Consider the following 14,757-nt stretch of genomic DNA (forward strand, 5'->3'; position numbering starts at 1 on the left):
CGTGTCCTGCGCGGCGAAGCCGTGCCATTCAGGCGTGGAGTGGCAATCGCCAGGCAATGACGTTACCGACCCCCTCACCCTGACCCTCTCCCGCAAGGGGAGAGGGGACAAAGCCGAAACCCCGTCGAGGGCCGCGCCCTCGTGTCCTGCGCGGCGAAGCCGTGCCATTGAGGCGTGGGGCGGCATTCACCAGGCAATGCCGTTACCCACCCCTCACCCTAGCCCTCTCCCCCAAGGGGAGAGGGGAGCAAACCGAAGTCTCCGAGGCTGGCGGGCGGAACCCTGTCGAGGGCCGCGCCCTCGTGTCCTGCATGGCGAAGCCATGCCATTCACACGTGGGACGACATTGCACCAGGCAATGACGTTACCCACCCCTCACCCTGTCCCTCTCCCCCAAGGGGCGAGGGGATGGTGACCGTGGGCGAATACGCGGCGGGAATCGAGCCGGCACCCAGGGGCGAGGGCAGGGTTGTGTCCCTGTGTTCCGCATGGCGACGCCGCTTGGGGGCCGGTTATGCCAAAATGTGAACAAATCGATCTTTCCCCCGGTCAATCGCGGTCTCCCGCTTGTCGGGCCCGCCCCGAGTTGGCTAAGGTGGTCGCCCATTACATGCACGCAGTTGTGGAGGTAGGCATGGACAAGTTATTGCTGGCGCTCTCGGAGCAGGTGATCAAGGCGCGGGATCTGGAGAGCCTGACCCGCCCTTTGCTGGAGATGCTGGAGTCGGTGACCGGGCTGGAGTCGACCTATCTCACCGAGATTGACCTCGGGCAAAGCAGCCAGCATGTTCTGTTTGCCCGCAATGCGGCCGGGCTGCAGATCCCCGAGGGGATGACGGTGGAGTGGAGCGATACCCTGTGTCGCCGTGCCATCGACGATGAGATTAGCTACACCGACGACGTCGCCGCTCTGTGGGGGGACTCCCAGGCGGCCAGCGAGCTCGGCATTCGCTCCTATCTGAGCAGCCCGGTGCGCACCTCCACCGGTTCCCTCTATGGCACCCTGTGCGGCGCCAGTACCGAACAAAAGCCCGCGGTGGCGGGGGCGCAGCAGCTCATCGCCTTCTTCGCGCACCTGATTGCCGAACAGGTGGAGCGGGAGCAACTGCTGCGGCAATTGCAGCAGGCCAACGACGAGCTCTCGCGCCTGGCCCTCTCCGACCCCCTCACCGGGCTCCCCAACCGCCGCGCCCTGATGCTGGAGCTCACCCGCCTTTTCTCGTTGTCGGAGCGGGCGGGGCATCCGGTGCTCATCGCCTTTGTGGATCTCGATGGCTTCAAGGCCATCAACGACGAGCATGGCCACGAGGCGGGGGACAGGCTGCTCACCGCCATGGCGCGGCAACTGAGCGAGACCCTGCGCGGCGGCGATCTGCTGGCCCGCTTTGGGGGGGACGAGTTCGTGGCCGTGGGCATGGGGCCTTTCCCGGACGCCGACACGCTGGACGGGGCGGTGGCGGCGTTTCGCCAGCGCCTGTTCGAGCACAGCGTGCTGTCACTGCCGGTGGGGGACAAGGTGATCCATTATCCCGGTGCCAGCGTGGGGGCGGTGGCCGTGATGCCGGCCGAGGTCAGCGTCGAGGAGGCGCTGAACCGGGCCGATGCGAGCATGTATGCGGTCAAGCGCCAGCGCCGGGCCGCAGGGGAGGGCGGGAACCCATCTCCTTCCAGTCAGGTGTCTGCCCCGCGATAGCAGCGGGGCGGGTTGAGAGGGCACAGGGTGGCGCGTCCACCCGGGTGCCAGTCTGTTTTCTCTTTTATCGGTTCGGAGCCCATACCATGGTTCACCTTCTTGCCCGCCGTGTGCGCGCCCTGGCCGGGCGGGCGGCCACCCTGGTGGCCGGACTCTGCGAGTTTCAGCAGCGCATCTGGGTGGTCAGCATCGTCAAGGAGTCCTACACAGATACCTTCGTGGTCAACGAAGGGGGCTTCGAGGAGCCTTTGCAATGGATGCGCCGCAAGGGCTACAACGCCGAGATGCTGGCCAGGGTGGAGGCCATGGCCCGATCCCAGGTGCTCCAGCTCGAGTGCGCCGGGCAGCGTCACCGTCTGATGCGGGTGAAATAGGGGCGAAGCCGCCCCCGGATGGCCTGAGCGGCACCGCCGCCCGGGCATTGACCACATATTCTGCCGCCCTCTTCGTGTCAGACGGGGAAAATGGGTCGCCAGTCATGATTTTTCCGTGGTTCTCTCCGGTTTCAGACCACCTGAGTAGACGCAAATCGCGGAGTTGTAGCTGTTGAAGGTGACCGCGTAGTTGAAATCGCAGAAATAGGCCGGGTGCTTGGTGGCGACAATGTCCCCCGCCTTGCACTTGTCCTGCATCCCCTCCACCAGGGTGTCGTTGTTTGACCCGAGACAGGCCTTGCCGGTGGTCTTGTCACCGCCGCAGGCCATCAGAAGGGCGCAGACCGAGAGACTCATCAACCATTTCGCTGTGTTGTGCATGTGTATTCCCAAGAGATCGGAGAGATGGCGGGGAAGGGCGTGAGCGCGGCGCTGCCCGATGAAGGCGGTCGGCGGGCACGCTGCCGCCCCTGACTGTCGCTGCCACCGTGCGCCCTGCCCCTTGCCGTGAAAAAGGGGCCAACAGGCTCCTGCGCCCTATATTACGGACCCAGGACGGTCTGCGTCACCCCTTGTCGTTGCAAGTGGCGAACATTAAACGGGTTTCGTGCGCTGGCTCAAAGGCGGGCCGGGGCCTTGGCGGCCCCGGCGGGGGAAGGGGTCAGGGGGAGGGGAAGTATTTGTGCTGGAGCTGCTGGAAGTCGCTGCTGGCCAGCACCTGGGTCAGGCCGAGCTGGAACTCCCTGACCAGGGCATCGTCCACCGGGTGGCTGAAGGCGAAGCAGTACTGCTCGGAGCTCAACATCCAGCGCACCTCGAACTGGGCGGGATCCAGCTGCTGGGTCTTGATGAGATCCAGCAGGGTGGATTTGTTGCTGGAGATCAGCTCGACCCGGCCCGAGGTGAGCATGCGCAGGGCCTGGGAGAGGCGGTTGGCGGTCATGATCTTCTGCTCGTCGAAGCCTGCGTTGAGCAGCAGTTGCTCCCCCACATCGGATCGCACGGCGCCTATGGTGTAGCGCTGGGCATCTTCCAGGCGGGTCAAGGTCAGGGGGCGACTGGCGAGCCCCATCAACACTATCTCGGCATAGCCGATGGGGCAGGCCCACTTGAACAGGGGATTGCGCGCCTCGGTGCGGGCGGTGGAGAAGAGCACCACATTGGGTTTCTGGGTCAGCAGGTAGTAACCCCTGGCCCAGGGGAGGATGCTGACGGGCTGGACAGGGGTGCCGGTCTTTTGCCACACCAGGTGCAGCAGGTCGATGGCAAAGCCGGTCGGGGCGCCATCCTCCCCGGTGAAGTTGTAGGGTTTGTACTCTTCGGTGAGGTAGTGCAGGCTGGCGAGCGCCGGGCTGGCCTGGGTCGCGGGAGTGCCCCAGACCATGGCCGCGAGGGCGGCGCAGGCGACCAGTCTGCGAAGGGGGACTGCAATGTCTGTGTTCATCCTGACCGTCCTGCTGCCGAGTGCCCAGTTTCAAGTGTTGCCAAGTCACGGCGTTTCGCCACCCGGCGCAGACGTTATCCGCCGGGGGCCGTCATCATCTTGCCACTCACAACCGTGTCGGCGCCCCCTTTTTACCAGGCCGGGCGGGTGTGACCCAGGGGGGTGAATGTTTCGTCCCTCAGCCCCACCAGCAGGGTGCTGCCATCCTCCTGCAGACGAAACTCGCCGTAGCGGGCTGACTCATACTGATCTCCCGTGCCCTCTTCGAAGAAGAAGGCGTCAGGCCCGATAAACCACTGGCCGTCGCGCTGGCGCACCTTGAGCAGGCGCTCCCCCGGGCCCGGGGCCTCGGGCTTGCCCCCTTCTACCCAGTGCACCACCTGATGTTCATCCAGGCGAACGACCAGGGTGTGGGGGCCGATGGCGGCCTGGCGGCCCGCCAGCTGGCGGGCGAGGGCGTAGTTCAGGCGCATGTAGTCCCCCTGCATCAGGGAGCGGGGGTCGACCGGTGCCAGCTCGATCAGCACCACCTCCCCCTGGCTCATGGCGTGCTCGAAGCGCCAGACGGCGGCGTTGATGCCGGCGAGCAGGGCAAGACCGGTCAGCAAAAAGGCGAGGCGTCTCATGAGGGGCTCCCGTGGTGAAGGTGCTTGAGCCACTGACGGGTACCGAGCAGCAGGGCCCCCGAGGCGAGCAGCAGCCAGGACTTGGTCATCAGGGTCAGCCCCAGATCGTAGTAATAGAGGGAGCCAAAGCCGAGCAGCAGGAGGCCTGCCAGGGTCATCAGGGCCAGGCTGCCGGCGTAGAAGCCGAGCACCAGCACCAGGGCGCCAGCCCCCATGCCGGGAATGATGGCGCTGATCACCACCAGCGGCAGCCCGTAGCGCAGCGGCAGCCTGAGGCGAACCATGACCGCGAGCAGCAGGGCGGCGCAGAGCAGGGGATTGAGCCAGAGGGGCAGGCGGGAGCTGCCGAGCTCATTGAGCACGCTGGTGCCTCCCTCCCACAGGGGGTGGTGCAGCCGTCCCAGCACCAGCAGGGAGAGTGCCAGCCCCAGGGTGAGGGATTCATAGAGCAGATGGCGGGCGGGATCGCGCTCCGCCTGCAGCCAGCACAGGGCGACGGCGCCCATCACCAGCGGCAGGGCCAGCAGGTGCAGGCCGAGGCAGGCGAGGGCGAGGGTGAGCAGGATGGCGGCGGCGAAGCTGTGGAACAGCCTGATCAGCCAGTGCTCGAACAGGGCGGCCACCCCGAGGGAGAAGGCGGTCAGACCGAACCAGAGCCACGCGACGTTCAGATCCAGCCTGTCCAGCAGGCCGTAGAGCAGCCAGGCATCTGCCGCCAGCGCCAGCGCCAGCACGAACTGATCCCAGAGATCGCTGCGGGTCGCCATGCGGTTGAGACCGAGGGCGGCGGCCATCAGCACCATCCCCATGGTGAGGGCGTTGTTGGGGTCGCGGGTCAGCTGCTCGAAGGCCATGAAGAGGAAGAAGAGCAGGAAGAGGGCGGCTATCCAGCCCACCATGCCGAGCAGAAAACGGCCCGACCAGTGGGGCTGTTCATCCCGGGGGGCATCCCCTTCCACAAGTTGAGCATCACGCAGGCGCTCCCAGGGGGTGAGATCAGACATGCTGCCTCCGTTGTTGTTGCAGCCAGCGGCTGGCCATCACCGACAGGCCGATGGCGATGAGGGCCAGCAGCAAAAAGCCGTTCATGTCCGGCTCCATCCACTTGCCAAGGGCCGCGAGGATCACGGCGATAAGGCTCAGGCACCCCATGGCGAGCCCGGCGATGAACCTGTGGTGCCAGCGCAGGTAGGCGGCGCCGAGCCAGGCGAGCCAGGCAGGCCAGACCCAGGGAGAGGCGGCATCAAACAGGGCCAGCAGGGTAAGCAGGGTGATGCCGAGCCCCGCGGCCAGCCCCGCGAGCCAGGAGGGCATCAGGGCGTAGCGGGCGGGCACCAGGATGAGCAGACCCCAGAGGGCGGCGTTGAGCAGGGTCAGGCACCAGCCGAGGGCCTCCTCGTTGAAGGAGAAGAAGAGATCGAGAAGACCGAGCCGCCAGTAGAGCACCAGGGCGAGCTGACCGAGCAGCCAGGCCAAGGTCCAGAGCAGCGGGCTTCTGCCAAGGGCCGCCAGCGGCAGCAGCATCAGGGCCCAGGTGGCGAAGAGCTGCCAGGGGTCGGCGCCGGTCTGGTAAGTCTGGCCCACCAGGGCGAGCAGGGCGCCGAGGTTGAGGGCCAGGGCGAGCAGCAGGGCCTGGCGCGGGGTGTCACTCATGGTTTTTCGCCAGAGCACCAGGAGCATGGCGAGCAACGGAAGCTCCAGCAGGGCGAGACGTGAGAGGCGCCCCAGGGCCTGCCAGTTGAAGGCGACGAAGAAGACGAGGCCGGCGCCAAGGCAGAGGCAGCCGAGCCAGAGCAGCAGCCTGTCGAACAGCCACTGCCAGCGGGCAGGGCCGGGGGGCAGATCGCACAGGGCCAGGGCGGCAGGCAGCGAGGCCCGTGGCAGGCGGCCGCGCCTGACCCAGTCGAGCAGGGTCTGTCTTGAGGTGAGGTGCATGGGGGCTCCTGAAGCCGTGATGCCTGAAAGATAAGGCATTATGGCACGGCGACGCGTCTTGGGGCAGGGGCGCCGTCGGCGCTGCGACACAGGTCGCGGCACGGGGCCATGTCTTTGCACTAAAAAGGCCCCCGCCGTGAGGAGGGGGCCTGAAGGACGTCCGGGGCGGCGGTGGCGATCCGTGCTCACGCTGATCCCCCGCCGGCTTCTATGGAGGTCAGGCGAAGATCAGGGTGGAGATGCCAAGCCCCGCAAAGAGGATGGCACAGGCAATGCGGATCCCCTTGAGGGGGAGCTTGTCGGCCCCGAGCTTGCCGAGCAGCACCACGGGCACGTTGGCCAGCATCATGCCGAGGGTGGTACCGGTAATCACCTGGATCAGGGAGTCGTATTTGGCTGCCAGCAGCACGGTGGCTATCTGGGTCTTGTCACCGATCTCGGCGACGAAGAAGAGCACGAAGGTGGCCATGAAGGGGCCGTACTTGTCCAGGGAACTCTCTTCATCGTCCATCTTGTCCGGCACCAGGATCCAGGCGGCCATGGCGATGAAGGCGCCAGCGACCAGCCAGGTCATCACCTTGGGATCCATCCAGCGACTGATGAATTCCCCTATCCAGGCGGCCCCTGCGTGGTTGAGCAGGGTGGCAGCCAGCATGCCGGCGATGATGGGCCAGGGTTTGCGAAAACGACAGATGAGCAACAGGGCCAGCAGCTGTGTCTTGTCGCCAATCTCGGCGATGGCAACGCTGATGGTGGAGGTTAACAAGGCTTCCATAAAAATGACCGGGGGACGGAATTGTTATAAACCAAAGACAAGCCTGCGCCATCCGTCCCCGGTTTTGGCACTGGCCCGTCAAAGGTCTTGTCAAATCCGGCATTGCCCGGATCACCCTGACCATGGTGAGTTGGCACCAAGTATGTTGATCAGGATCGCGCACGAAACGGGTCCGTGGCGAGACTACTCCCCCTCGATGGGAGCGGGCATTCTAGGGAAAAACCCCCGGTGAGGCAAGGCGCGGGATGGGGAATTATCCCCCCACCAGTTTGACCTGAAAGCCGGCCTTCTCCAGTTCGGCCTTGATAAGGTCCCGTTTGTCCCCCTGGATCTCGATGACCCCCTCCTTGAGACCGCCGCCGGTACCGCACTTCTTCTTGAGCAGGGTGGCGAGGGCCTTCTGCTGGTCGGCGGGAACGCCGTGGATGCTGATGACCCCGGCCCCCTTGCGTCCCTTGGTCTCGCGGCGGATGCGCACGACCCCGTCGGCGGGGAAGGGGGAGGCGTGCTGGGCAGGGGCGGATTCCTTGATCATGCCGCCGTCCGTGCTGTAGACCAGGCGGCTGTTGTTGTCGTGACTCATGGCAATACTTTGTCGGTTAGCTAAGCGGAGTTTGATTTTACGCAAATAAATGTTGAGGGCACAGCTTATAATCCCCCCATTAAAAGCGAATTATTCTTGTTTAACTTCAGGAGCCCGTCATGGTACTCACAGAGCTGTCGCCGGGACAGAGCGCTCGCATCACGCACATGAACCACCTTGGCCGCGCCTTGCGGCGCAAGTTGATGGTGATGGGGCTGCTGCCCCAGACCGAGATCCTCTATCTGCGGGCCGCCCCCCTGGGGGACCCGCTCCAGATCCAGTGCCAGGGCATCTGCCTCTCCATGCAGCGGAGTCTGGCCCAGCAAATCGAGGTGGAGCCGGTATGAGCTACAACCTGGTCACAGTGGGCAATCCCAACAGCGGCAAGACCTCCCTGTTCAACGCCCTGACCGGCTCCCGCCAGCAGGTGGGGAACTGGAGCGGGGTCACCGTCGACAAGAAGATGGGGGCCTTTGCTGCCCGCGGGCAGGAATACACCCTGGTGGACCTGCCCGGCATCTATGCCCTGGCCAACCAGGAGGCGAGCCTGGACGAGCAGATCGCCAGCCGCTTCGTCCAGCGCCAGCAGCCGGATCTGCTGCTCAACGTCATCGATGCCGCCAACCTGGAGCGCTCCCTCTACCTCACCCTGCAACTGCGGGAGCTGGGGCTGCCCATGGTGGTGGTGCTCAACAAGATGGATCTGCTGCAAAAGCGGCGCATCACCATCGACGAGGCCTTGCTCGCCAAGGCGCTGGGGTGCCCCGTGGTGTCGCTCTCGGCCCACAATCGCCAGCAGGTAGCGGCCTTCAAAGAGGGGATCCATCAGTTTATCGGTCAGTCCCAGCCCGCCCTCGTGCTCGACTACGGTCAGCCCCTCGAGGGGGACATCGCCGAGCTGGAGACCCTGCTCGCCCCCCATCATCTGCATCGCCGTGGCCGCGCCCTGCGCCTGCTGGAGGAAGACATCGCCATGCAGGAGACCCTGGCGGCGGGGCAGCAGGCGGCGGCCGACAACGTGGTGAGCCGCGCCCACCACGCCCAGGACATCGACCTGCAACTCGCTGATTTGCGCTACGGCCATATCCACCACTGGTGCCAGCAGGCGTGCCGCCATCAGGACAAGCTCACGGTCGCCCAGAGCGAACGGCTGGACAGGGTGCTGCTCAACCGCTGGGTGGGCATCCCCTTCTTCCTGCTGGTGATGTACCTGATGTTCATGTTCGCCATCAAGGTGGGCAGCGCCTTCATCGACTTCTTCGACATCCTCGGGGGGGCCCTCTTCGTGGACGGGGTGCACCACCTGCTGGGGCTGATGAGTGCCCCCGATTGGCTGGGAGCCGTGCTCGCGGACGGCGTGGGTGCCGGTTTGCAGACGGTGGCGACCTTCATCCCCGTGGTGGGCTGCCTCTTTCTCTTCCTCGCGGTGCTGGAGAGCTCCGGCTATCTGGCCCGTGCCGCCTTCGTGGTGGATGCCCTGATGCGTCGCCTCGGCCTGCCCGGCAAGGCCTTCGTCCCCATGCTGATGGGCTTTGGCTGCACCGTGCCCGCGGTGATGGCAACCCGGACCCTGGGGTCGGAGCGCGAGCGGCTGATGACCTCGGCCATGGCGCCCTTCATGTCCTGCGGTGCCCGTCTGCCGGTCTACGCCCTGTTCGCGGTGGCCTTCTTCCCCGAGTCGGGGCAGAACCTGGTGTTCGGTCTCTATCTGTTCGGCATCCTGGTGGCGGTGCTCACCGGCCTCTTCCTGCGCAGCACTCTGCTGCCGGGCAAGAGCGACTCCATGGTGATGGAGATGCCCGATTACGAGTGGCCCCGTCCGGTGGACGTGGGGCTGCGCACCTGGCAGAAACTCAAGGGCTTCATCTTCGGCGCGGGCAAGACCATCGTCCTGATGGTGGCGGTGCTGAGCGTGCTCAACTCCCTCGGCACCGACGGCAGCTTCGGCAACCAGGATCAGGAGAACTCGGTGCTGAGCAAGCTGAGCCAGTCCGTGACCCCGGTGCTGCATCCCATAGGCGTGCGGGACGACAACTGGCAGGCCACGGTGGGCATCCTCACCGGCATCTTTGCCAAGGAGGCGGTGGTCGCTACCCTCAACAGCCTCTACGCCGGCGGCGCCGGTGATGAGGAGGAGAGTGAATACTCCCTGCTGGGCAGCCTGAAAGCGGCGCTGGCCACCATTCCCGCCAACCTGGCGGACATCGACCCCGCCGATCCCATGGGGATCAAGGTGGGGGATCTGGAGGACAAGCAGGCGGCAGCCGAGGCCCAGGAGGTGGACACCTCCACCTACGGCAACATGCAGACCCACTTCGACGGCGTGGCCGGGGCCTTCGCCTACCTGCTGTTCGTGCTGCTCTACATGCCCTGCGCCGCCGCCATGGGGGCTCTGGTGCGAGAGACCGGTCGCCAGTGGGCCCTGTTCACCGCCGCCTGGTGCAACTACGTCGCCTTCCTGTGCGCCACCCTCTTCTATCAACTGGCGACCTTCGCCGCCCACCCGGCGCAGAGCCTGGTCTGGAGCCTGAGCTATCTGCTCTCCCTGGTGCTGCTCTGGTGGCTGGGGCGTCGTCACGGCGACATCGTCGCCCGCAAGGTGGTGACCCTGTGAAGGGGCTCATGGTCAGGGGCGAGTGCGCCGAGAGGGAGGGTATTCTGTGATCCTGCGTGAACTGGGGGACTATCTGGCCCTTCACAAGAAGGTGAGCCGGCGGGCGCTGGCCCGCCACTTTCACACCTCCGAGGATGCGGTAGAGGCCATGCTCGGGGTCTGGATGCGCAAGGGGCGCGTCGCCAAGCGGGAGAGCCGCCTGTGTGGCGGCTCCTGCTGCGGCAAGCACGAAGAGGTGACGTTCGAGTGGTGCGAGCCCGGCCAGATAGGGCTGATCCAGAAGGGCTGACGCCTGCCCATATGCAAAAGGGAACCCGAGGGTTCCTTTTTCGTGGCCGCCGGGCCCGTCTCAGAAGAGGTCGCCCTCGTCCTTGGTGGGCTCCAGGCTCCAGCCGCTCGCCGCCGCGCTGTTGCCAATCTGGCCCTTCTCCCGCCAGAGTTTGATCTTGAGGCGCAGGTTGTTCTGGGAGTCCGCGTTCTTCACCGCCTCCTCCTCGTCGATCACCCCCTCGACCACCAGATCGAACAGAGTGCTGTCGAAGGTCACCATGCCAAGGGCCCTGGATTTTTCCATGATCTCCTTGAGGCCGCCAAACTCGCCGCGCTTGATGAGATCGCGCACCGTGTGGGTTCCGAGCATCACCTCCACCGCCGCCCGGCGCCCGCCGTCCGTGGTCTTCACCAGCCGCTGGGAGACAAAGGCCTTGAGGTTGTTGCCAAGGTCGTTGAGCAGTTGGGGTCTGCGCTCTTCCGGGAAGAAGTTGATGATGCGATCCAACGCCTGGTTGGCGTTGTTGGCGTGCAGGGTGGAGATGGCCAGATGCCCGGTCTCCGAGAAGGCGAGGGCATGCTCCATGGTCTCCCGATCGCGGATTTCACCGATGAGGATGACGTCCGGCGCCTGGCGCAGGGTGTTCTTCAGGGCCGCGTGGAAGCTGCGGGTATCCACCCCCACCTCCCGCTGGTTGATGATGCTCTTCTGGTGGCGATGGACGAACTCCACCGGATCCTCGATGGTGATGATGTGGCCGCCGCTGTTGCGGTTGCGATGATCGATGAGGGCCGCGAGCGACGTGGACTTGCCGGACCCCGTGCCGCCGACGAAGAGCACCAGACCCCGCTTCTCCATGATGGTGTCGAGGAGTACCGGGGGGAGTTTGAGATCCTCGAAGCGGGGGATCTCGGTCTTGATGTTGCGCGCCACCAGGGAGACTTCATTGCGCTGCTTGAAGATGTTGACCCGAAAACGGCCTATCTGGGGCAGGGAGATGGCGAGGTTCATCTCCAGCTCTTTCTCGAACTGCTGTTTCTGCTCGAGATCCATGATGTCGTAGGCGATGCGGGCCACCTCGCCCGGCCCCAGAGGCTCCTGGGTGAGGGGGCGCAGGGCGCCGTTGAACTTGGCGCAGGGGGGGGCGCCGGTGGAGAGATAGAGATCGGAACCGTCCTGTTTGGCCAGGATCTGCAGCATGTCTCTCAATTCCATGAGGGGCCTCGTCGCTCAAAGGGCTGGGGGATGATGAATGGCTTGAGTGTACAGCCTCAGGCGCCGGTCAGTTTTTCGCGGAACACAAAAAAGACCGCGCCCAGGATGCACAGACCCGCCCAGAGGTAGTCCCACTTCAGATCTTCTTTCAGATAGAAGATGGAGAAGGGAACGAACACGGTGAGGGTGATCACCTCCTGCAGGATCTTGAGCTGGCCGACGGAGAGCACGGTGTGGCCGATGCGGTTGGCGGGCACCTGCAACAGGTATTCGAACAGGGCTATCCCCCAGCTCACCAGGGCGGCGATGATCCAGGGTTTGTGATTCATGCTCTTGAGATGGGCGTACCAGGCAAACGTCATGAAGACGTTGCTGCAGATGAGCAGGCCGATACTGGTCATGATGGGGTTCATTAGGTTCTCCTTTTAAATCAATGCATTTTATCTCGACTCCATGGGTTTTCATAAGTGGTGCTTGAGGGTATTTTTAGCTCACAAGGATGTAACAAAAGAAGGCGAAAGCTGGATGGGCAAGACAAGCTGGGGTGCGCTTTGTCTGTTGTTTGCCTGCTGGGCGCAAGGTGCGCCGACCCTGACGGTGGCCACCGATGTCTGGCCGCCGTTTCGCATGCTGGCAGAGAACGACGACTTCCAGGGGCTGGATATCGACATTCTGCGCCAGTTGCAGGCACGCAGCGGCATTGTGCTCACCCTCAAACGGGTGCCCTGGGGACGGGCACTTAAACAGATGCAGACCGGTCAGGCGGATCTGATGATAGGGCTGGCTCACACTGAGGAGCGGGCCGCCTTCATCGACTACCTGCAGCCGTCCTATTACCAGTGCCGGCCTGCCTTCTATGGCAAGCCCGCCGCCGTGGCCGGCCTCAGGCGCTACGAGGATCTGCGGGGCCGCGAGATAGGCTATGTGCTCAACTCCGCCTACTTCCCCCCCTTCGATGGCGACACCCAGCTCGACAAGCACGGGGTCCCCACCGAAGACCAGTTGCAGCGCATGGTGGAGCGGGGTCACCTGCCCCTGATGATAGGGACCGACTGCCAGGTGGATTACGCCCTGAGCCAGCGCAACGACGCCGGCCTCGTCAAGGCGCCCTTCCAGCCCCCCAACCCGGTGGTGCTCTACCTCGGGATGAGCAAGCACTCACCCCACCATGAGCTGGGCCCCAAGCTGGCGCAGGCGTTGCAAGCCATGGTGGAGAGCGGCGAGATAGCGGCGCTGGCCAAGCCCTACCAGCCTTGACCTTGGGTGGTAACGCGCTGTTATCATGCAGCTTTCCTGCCTGCCCCCCGGCGGGCCTCGCTTCTTGGGGATCCCGTGTATCTCGCTCTCATCCGTCGCCAGCAGCGCTGGCAGCGCCGTTGGCTGCTCCTGCTGTCGCTGCTGACCCTGGCCCTGTTCCTGCTCTCCCTCGCCCTCGGGGAGTTCGTGCTGCTGCCCTGGCAGCCGCTGGGGGATCTGGAGCTGCGTATCTTGCTGGAGCTGCGCCTGCCGCGCGCCCTGCTGGCCCTGCTGGCGGGGGCCTCCCTTGCCTGCGGCGGTGCCGTGCTCCAGGTGATGCTGCACAACCCGGTGGCGGAACCCGGCCTGCTCGGCGTCTCGAGCGGCGCTGGGCTGGCCGCCATGGTGGCGATGGCGGTGGCCAAGGGGCTCGGGCTCTATCTGCCGGGCTGGGGGCTGTCGCTGGCGGCCTTTGGCGGCGCCCTGGTGGTGACCATGCTGCTCATCCGTCTCGCACGCCGGGCACGGCTCGGCCATGGGCGGCTGCTGCTGTTCGGGGTCGCCATCGGCATCCTCACCAATGCGGCCATGACCTGGCTGATGTATTTCGCCGACGACGGTGCCTTGCGGGAATTCATGTTCTGGATGATGGGGAGTCTCGCCTACGGCAGCCAGCAGCTCGCCTGGTGGTGGCTGGTGCTGCCCCTCACCCTCGGCTGGCTCTGCTGGCAGGGGCGGGCACTGCAACAACTGCTGCTGGGGGAGATCCAGGCCCGCCTCATGGGGCTGAACGTGGACAGCATGCGGGTACGCCTGGTGCTGGCGGTCTGCCTGCTCACCGGGGTGGCGGTCTCCCTGTGCGGCGTCATCGGCTTCGTCGGCCTGGTGGTGCCTCACCTGCTGCGCCTGTGCGGTGGCAGCGATCAGCGCTTCCTGCTGCCCGCCTCGGCGCTGGGGGGCGGCGCCCTGCTGCTCGGGGCCGATCTGGTGGCCCGCTCGGCGCTGCACGCCGGTGAACTGCCCATCGGGGTTATCACCGCCTCGGTGGGCGCCCCGCTCTTTATCTATCTGCTGCTGAGGCAAGATGCCGATGTGTCCCGCTGATCCCGCCCCCTGGCGGCTGGAGGCCCGCGCCCTGGCCATCCCCCATCGCCTCGCCCCCCTGGATCTGGCCTGGCCCGGCGGTCAGCTGGTGGCCCTGCTCGGCCCCAACGGCAGCGGCAAGTCCTCCCTGCTCGGGGCCCTGGCGGGCCTGCTGCCCGCCGATGGCGCCGTCTTGCTGGGAGGAGAGGCCATCACGACCCTGAGCTGGCCCGAGCTTGCAACGCGGCGCGCCATGCTGCCCCAGCGCCAGCCCCAGCTGTTCCACATCCCGGTGTTCCAGGTGCTGAGCCTGGGGCTGGAGGAGGGGGGCCCCGATGCCCAGGCGCAGGCGGTAGCGGATGTGTGCGACGCCCTGGAACTGGCGCCTCTGCTGGCACGGGACTTCAGCCGCTTGTCCGGGGGGGAGCAGCAGCGGGTGCTGATCGCCCGCACCCTGCTGCAACTGTGGCCAAGCCTCAATCCGACCGGGCGGGTGCTGCTGCTGGATGAACCCCTGGCGGGGCTGGATCTGCATCACCAGATGGCGCTGCTGCGGCTGCTCAAGCAACTGGCCGCGCAGGGATTGCTGGTGGTGGTGGCCATCCACGACATCAATCTGGCCATCGACTGGGCGGATCGCGTGCTCTGCCTGCAACAGGGCCGCGTGGTGGGGGAAGGGGGCGTCGGGATCATCGACGAGGCGCTGCTGGAGCGGGTGTTCCAGATCCGTACCGATCGTATCGAGGCGGCTGGCCGCACCTGGTTTATGCCCAGCCTGTGAGGCGGGCTTCCCCCTCATCCCCAGCCCTTCTCCCATTCTTTTGAAACAAGCGGGAGAAGGGAGCCGCTCCGTCGACTACGGATACAGCATTGAAAACCTGCAGAGGCTGAGTGAAGCCAAGGGGGCG

Annotated in this window: 17 protein-coding genes; 8 read left to right on the forward strand and 9 right to left on the reverse strand. The window is 65.4% G+C overall.

The features are described 5' to 3' along the window. Positions 1-634: 634 nt before the first annotated feature. Positions 635-1,693: a GGDEF domain-containing protein gene (locus H7R73_RS09140; protein WP_103261153.1), complete on the forward strand. Its 1,059-nt coding sequence runs from the start codon at positions 635-637 to the stop codon at positions 1,691-1,693. A gap of 86 nt (positions 1,694-1,779) precedes the next feature. After that, positions 1,780-2,067 (forward strand): hypothetical protein, encoded by a 288-nt coding sequence (locus H7R73_RS09145; RefSeq protein WP_103260357.1) that lies wholly within the window; start codon positions 1,780-1,782, stop codon positions 2,065-2,067. A gap of 102 nt (positions 2,068-2,169) precedes the next feature. Here H7R73_RS09145 and H7R73_RS09150 read toward each other — a convergent pair whose 3' ends face one another. The 7 genes from H7R73_RS09150 to H7R73_RS09180 all read right to left on the reverse strand — a co-directional run bounded on the left by H7R73_RS09150 (position 2,170) and on the right by H7R73_RS09180 (position 7,430). Further along, positions 2,170-2,448 carry a hypothetical protein gene (locus tag H7R73_RS09150; protein WP_029314742.1) on the reverse strand — a complete coding sequence of 93 codons (279 nt, stop codon included), beginning with the start codon at positions 2,446-2,448 and terminating at the stop codon, positions 2,170-2,172. A gap of 280 nt (positions 2,449-2,728) precedes the next feature. Further along, positions 2,729-3,451 carry a substrate-binding periplasmic protein gene (locus H7R73_RS09155; protein ID WP_042880787.1) on the reverse strand — a complete coding sequence of 241 codons (723 nt, stop codon included), beginning with the start codon at positions 3,449-3,451 and terminating at the stop codon, positions 2,729-2,731. 191 nt (positions 3,452-3,642) lie between these two features. Then, complete coding sequence (locus tag H7R73_RS09160) at positions 3,643-4,137, reverse strand: GDYXXLXY domain-containing protein (RefSeq protein ID WP_103260356.1); 495 nt, start codon at positions 4,135-4,137, stop codon at positions 3,643-3,645. Further along, positions 4,134-5,141 carry a DUF4401 domain-containing protein gene (locus tag H7R73_RS09165; RefSeq protein WP_103260355.1) on the reverse strand — a complete coding sequence of 336 codons (1,008 nt, stop codon included), beginning with the start codon at positions 5,139-5,141 and terminating at the stop codon, positions 4,134-4,136. The genes H7R73_RS09160 and H7R73_RS09165 overlap by 4 nt, the downstream gene beginning before the upstream one ends. Continuing rightward, entirely contained in the window at positions 5,134-6,072 is a 939-nt protein-coding gene (locus H7R73_RS09170; RefSeq protein WP_103260354.1) for a DUF2157 domain-containing protein, read from the reverse strand. Before H7R73_RS09170 ends, H7R73_RS09165 begins: the two co-directional genes overlap by 8 nt. Positions 6,073-6,289: 217 nt before the next feature. Next, a complete protein-coding gene (locus H7R73_RS09175; protein WP_103260353.1) occupies positions 6,290-6,847 on the reverse strand; it encodes a TMEM165/GDT1 family protein in 558 nt (185 codons plus the stop codon). A gap of 253 nt (positions 6,848-7,100) precedes the next feature. Next, on the reverse strand, positions 7,101-7,430 hold the full coding sequence (locus tag H7R73_RS09180) for a translation initiation factor (protein WP_042864056.1): 330 nt from the start codon (positions 7,428-7,430) through the stop codon (positions 7,101-7,103). Positions 7,431-7,549: 119 nt separating this feature from the next. Between H7R73_RS09180 and H7R73_RS09185 the strand changes: the two genes are divergently transcribed. From H7R73_RS09185 to H7R73_RS09195, 3 genes are read left to right on the forward strand one after another with little or no spacing between them, the layout of a single operon-like run. Beyond that, positions 7,550-7,777, forward strand: coding sequence for a FeoA family protein (locus tag H7R73_RS09185; protein ID WP_010675204.1), 228 nt, complete (start codon positions 7,550-7,552; stop codon positions 7,775-7,777). After that, positions 7,774-10,044: a Fe(2+) transporter permease subunit FeoB gene (gene feoB, locus H7R73_RS09190; RefSeq protein WP_103260352.1), complete on the forward strand. Its 2,271-nt coding sequence runs from the start codon at positions 7,774-7,776 to the stop codon at positions 10,042-10,044. The genes H7R73_RS09185 and feoB overlap by 4 nt, the downstream gene beginning before the upstream one ends. 46 nt (positions 10,045-10,090) lie before the next feature. Then, the gene (locus tag H7R73_RS09195; RefSeq protein ID WP_010675202.1) at positions 10,091-10,333 is read left to right on the forward strand and encodes a FeoC-like transcriptional regulator; all 243 of its coding nucleotides are present in this window, start codon (positions 10,091-10,093) and stop codon (positions 10,331-10,333) included. 60 nt (positions 10,334-10,393) lie between these two features. On the opposite strand, the gene tapW is transcribed toward H7R73_RS09195, so the two are convergent. After that, positions 10,394-11,530 carry a type IVa pilus ATPase TapW gene (gene tapW, locus H7R73_RS09200; RefSeq protein ID WP_029314740.1) on the reverse strand — a complete coding sequence of 379 codons (1,137 nt, stop codon included), beginning with the start codon at positions 11,528-11,530 and terminating at the stop codon, positions 10,394-10,396. A gap of 56 nt (positions 11,531-11,586) precedes the next feature. Beyond that, complete coding sequence (locus H7R73_RS09205) at positions 11,587-11,943, reverse strand: DMT family protein (protein ID WP_010675200.1); 357 nt, start codon at positions 11,941-11,943, stop codon at positions 11,587-11,589. Between the two features lie 112 nt (positions 11,944-12,055). Between H7R73_RS09205 and H7R73_RS09210 the strand changes: the two genes are divergently transcribed. The 3 genes from H7R73_RS09210 to H7R73_RS09220 all read left to right on the forward strand — a co-directional run bounded on the left by H7R73_RS09210 (position 12,056) and on the right by H7R73_RS09220 (position 14,630). After that, positions 12,056-12,787, forward strand: coding sequence for a substrate-binding periplasmic protein (locus tag H7R73_RS09210; RefSeq protein ID WP_039041212.1), 732 nt, complete (start codon positions 12,056-12,058; stop codon positions 12,785-12,787). Positions 12,788-12,862: 75 nt separating this feature from the next. Further along, a complete protein-coding gene (gene btuC, locus H7R73_RS09215; RefSeq protein ID WP_103260351.1) occupies positions 12,863-13,870 on the forward strand; it encodes a vitamin B12 ABC transporter permease BtuC in 1,008 nt (335 codons plus the stop codon). After that, the gene (locus H7R73_RS09220; RefSeq protein ID WP_103260350.1) at positions 13,857-14,630 is read left to right on the forward strand and encodes an ATP-binding cassette domain-containing protein; all 774 of its coding nucleotides are present in this window, start codon (positions 13,857-13,859) and stop codon (positions 14,628-14,630) included. Before btuC ends, H7R73_RS09220 begins: the two co-directional genes overlap by 14 nt. Positions 14,631-14,757: the final 127 nt, after the last annotated feature.

Source organism: Aeromonas sp. WP2-W18-CRE-05, from assembly GCF_014168615.1.
Taxonomy (GTDB): Bacteria; Pseudomonadota; Gammaproteobacteria; order Enterobacterales; family Aeromonadaceae; genus Aeromonas; species Aeromonas caviae.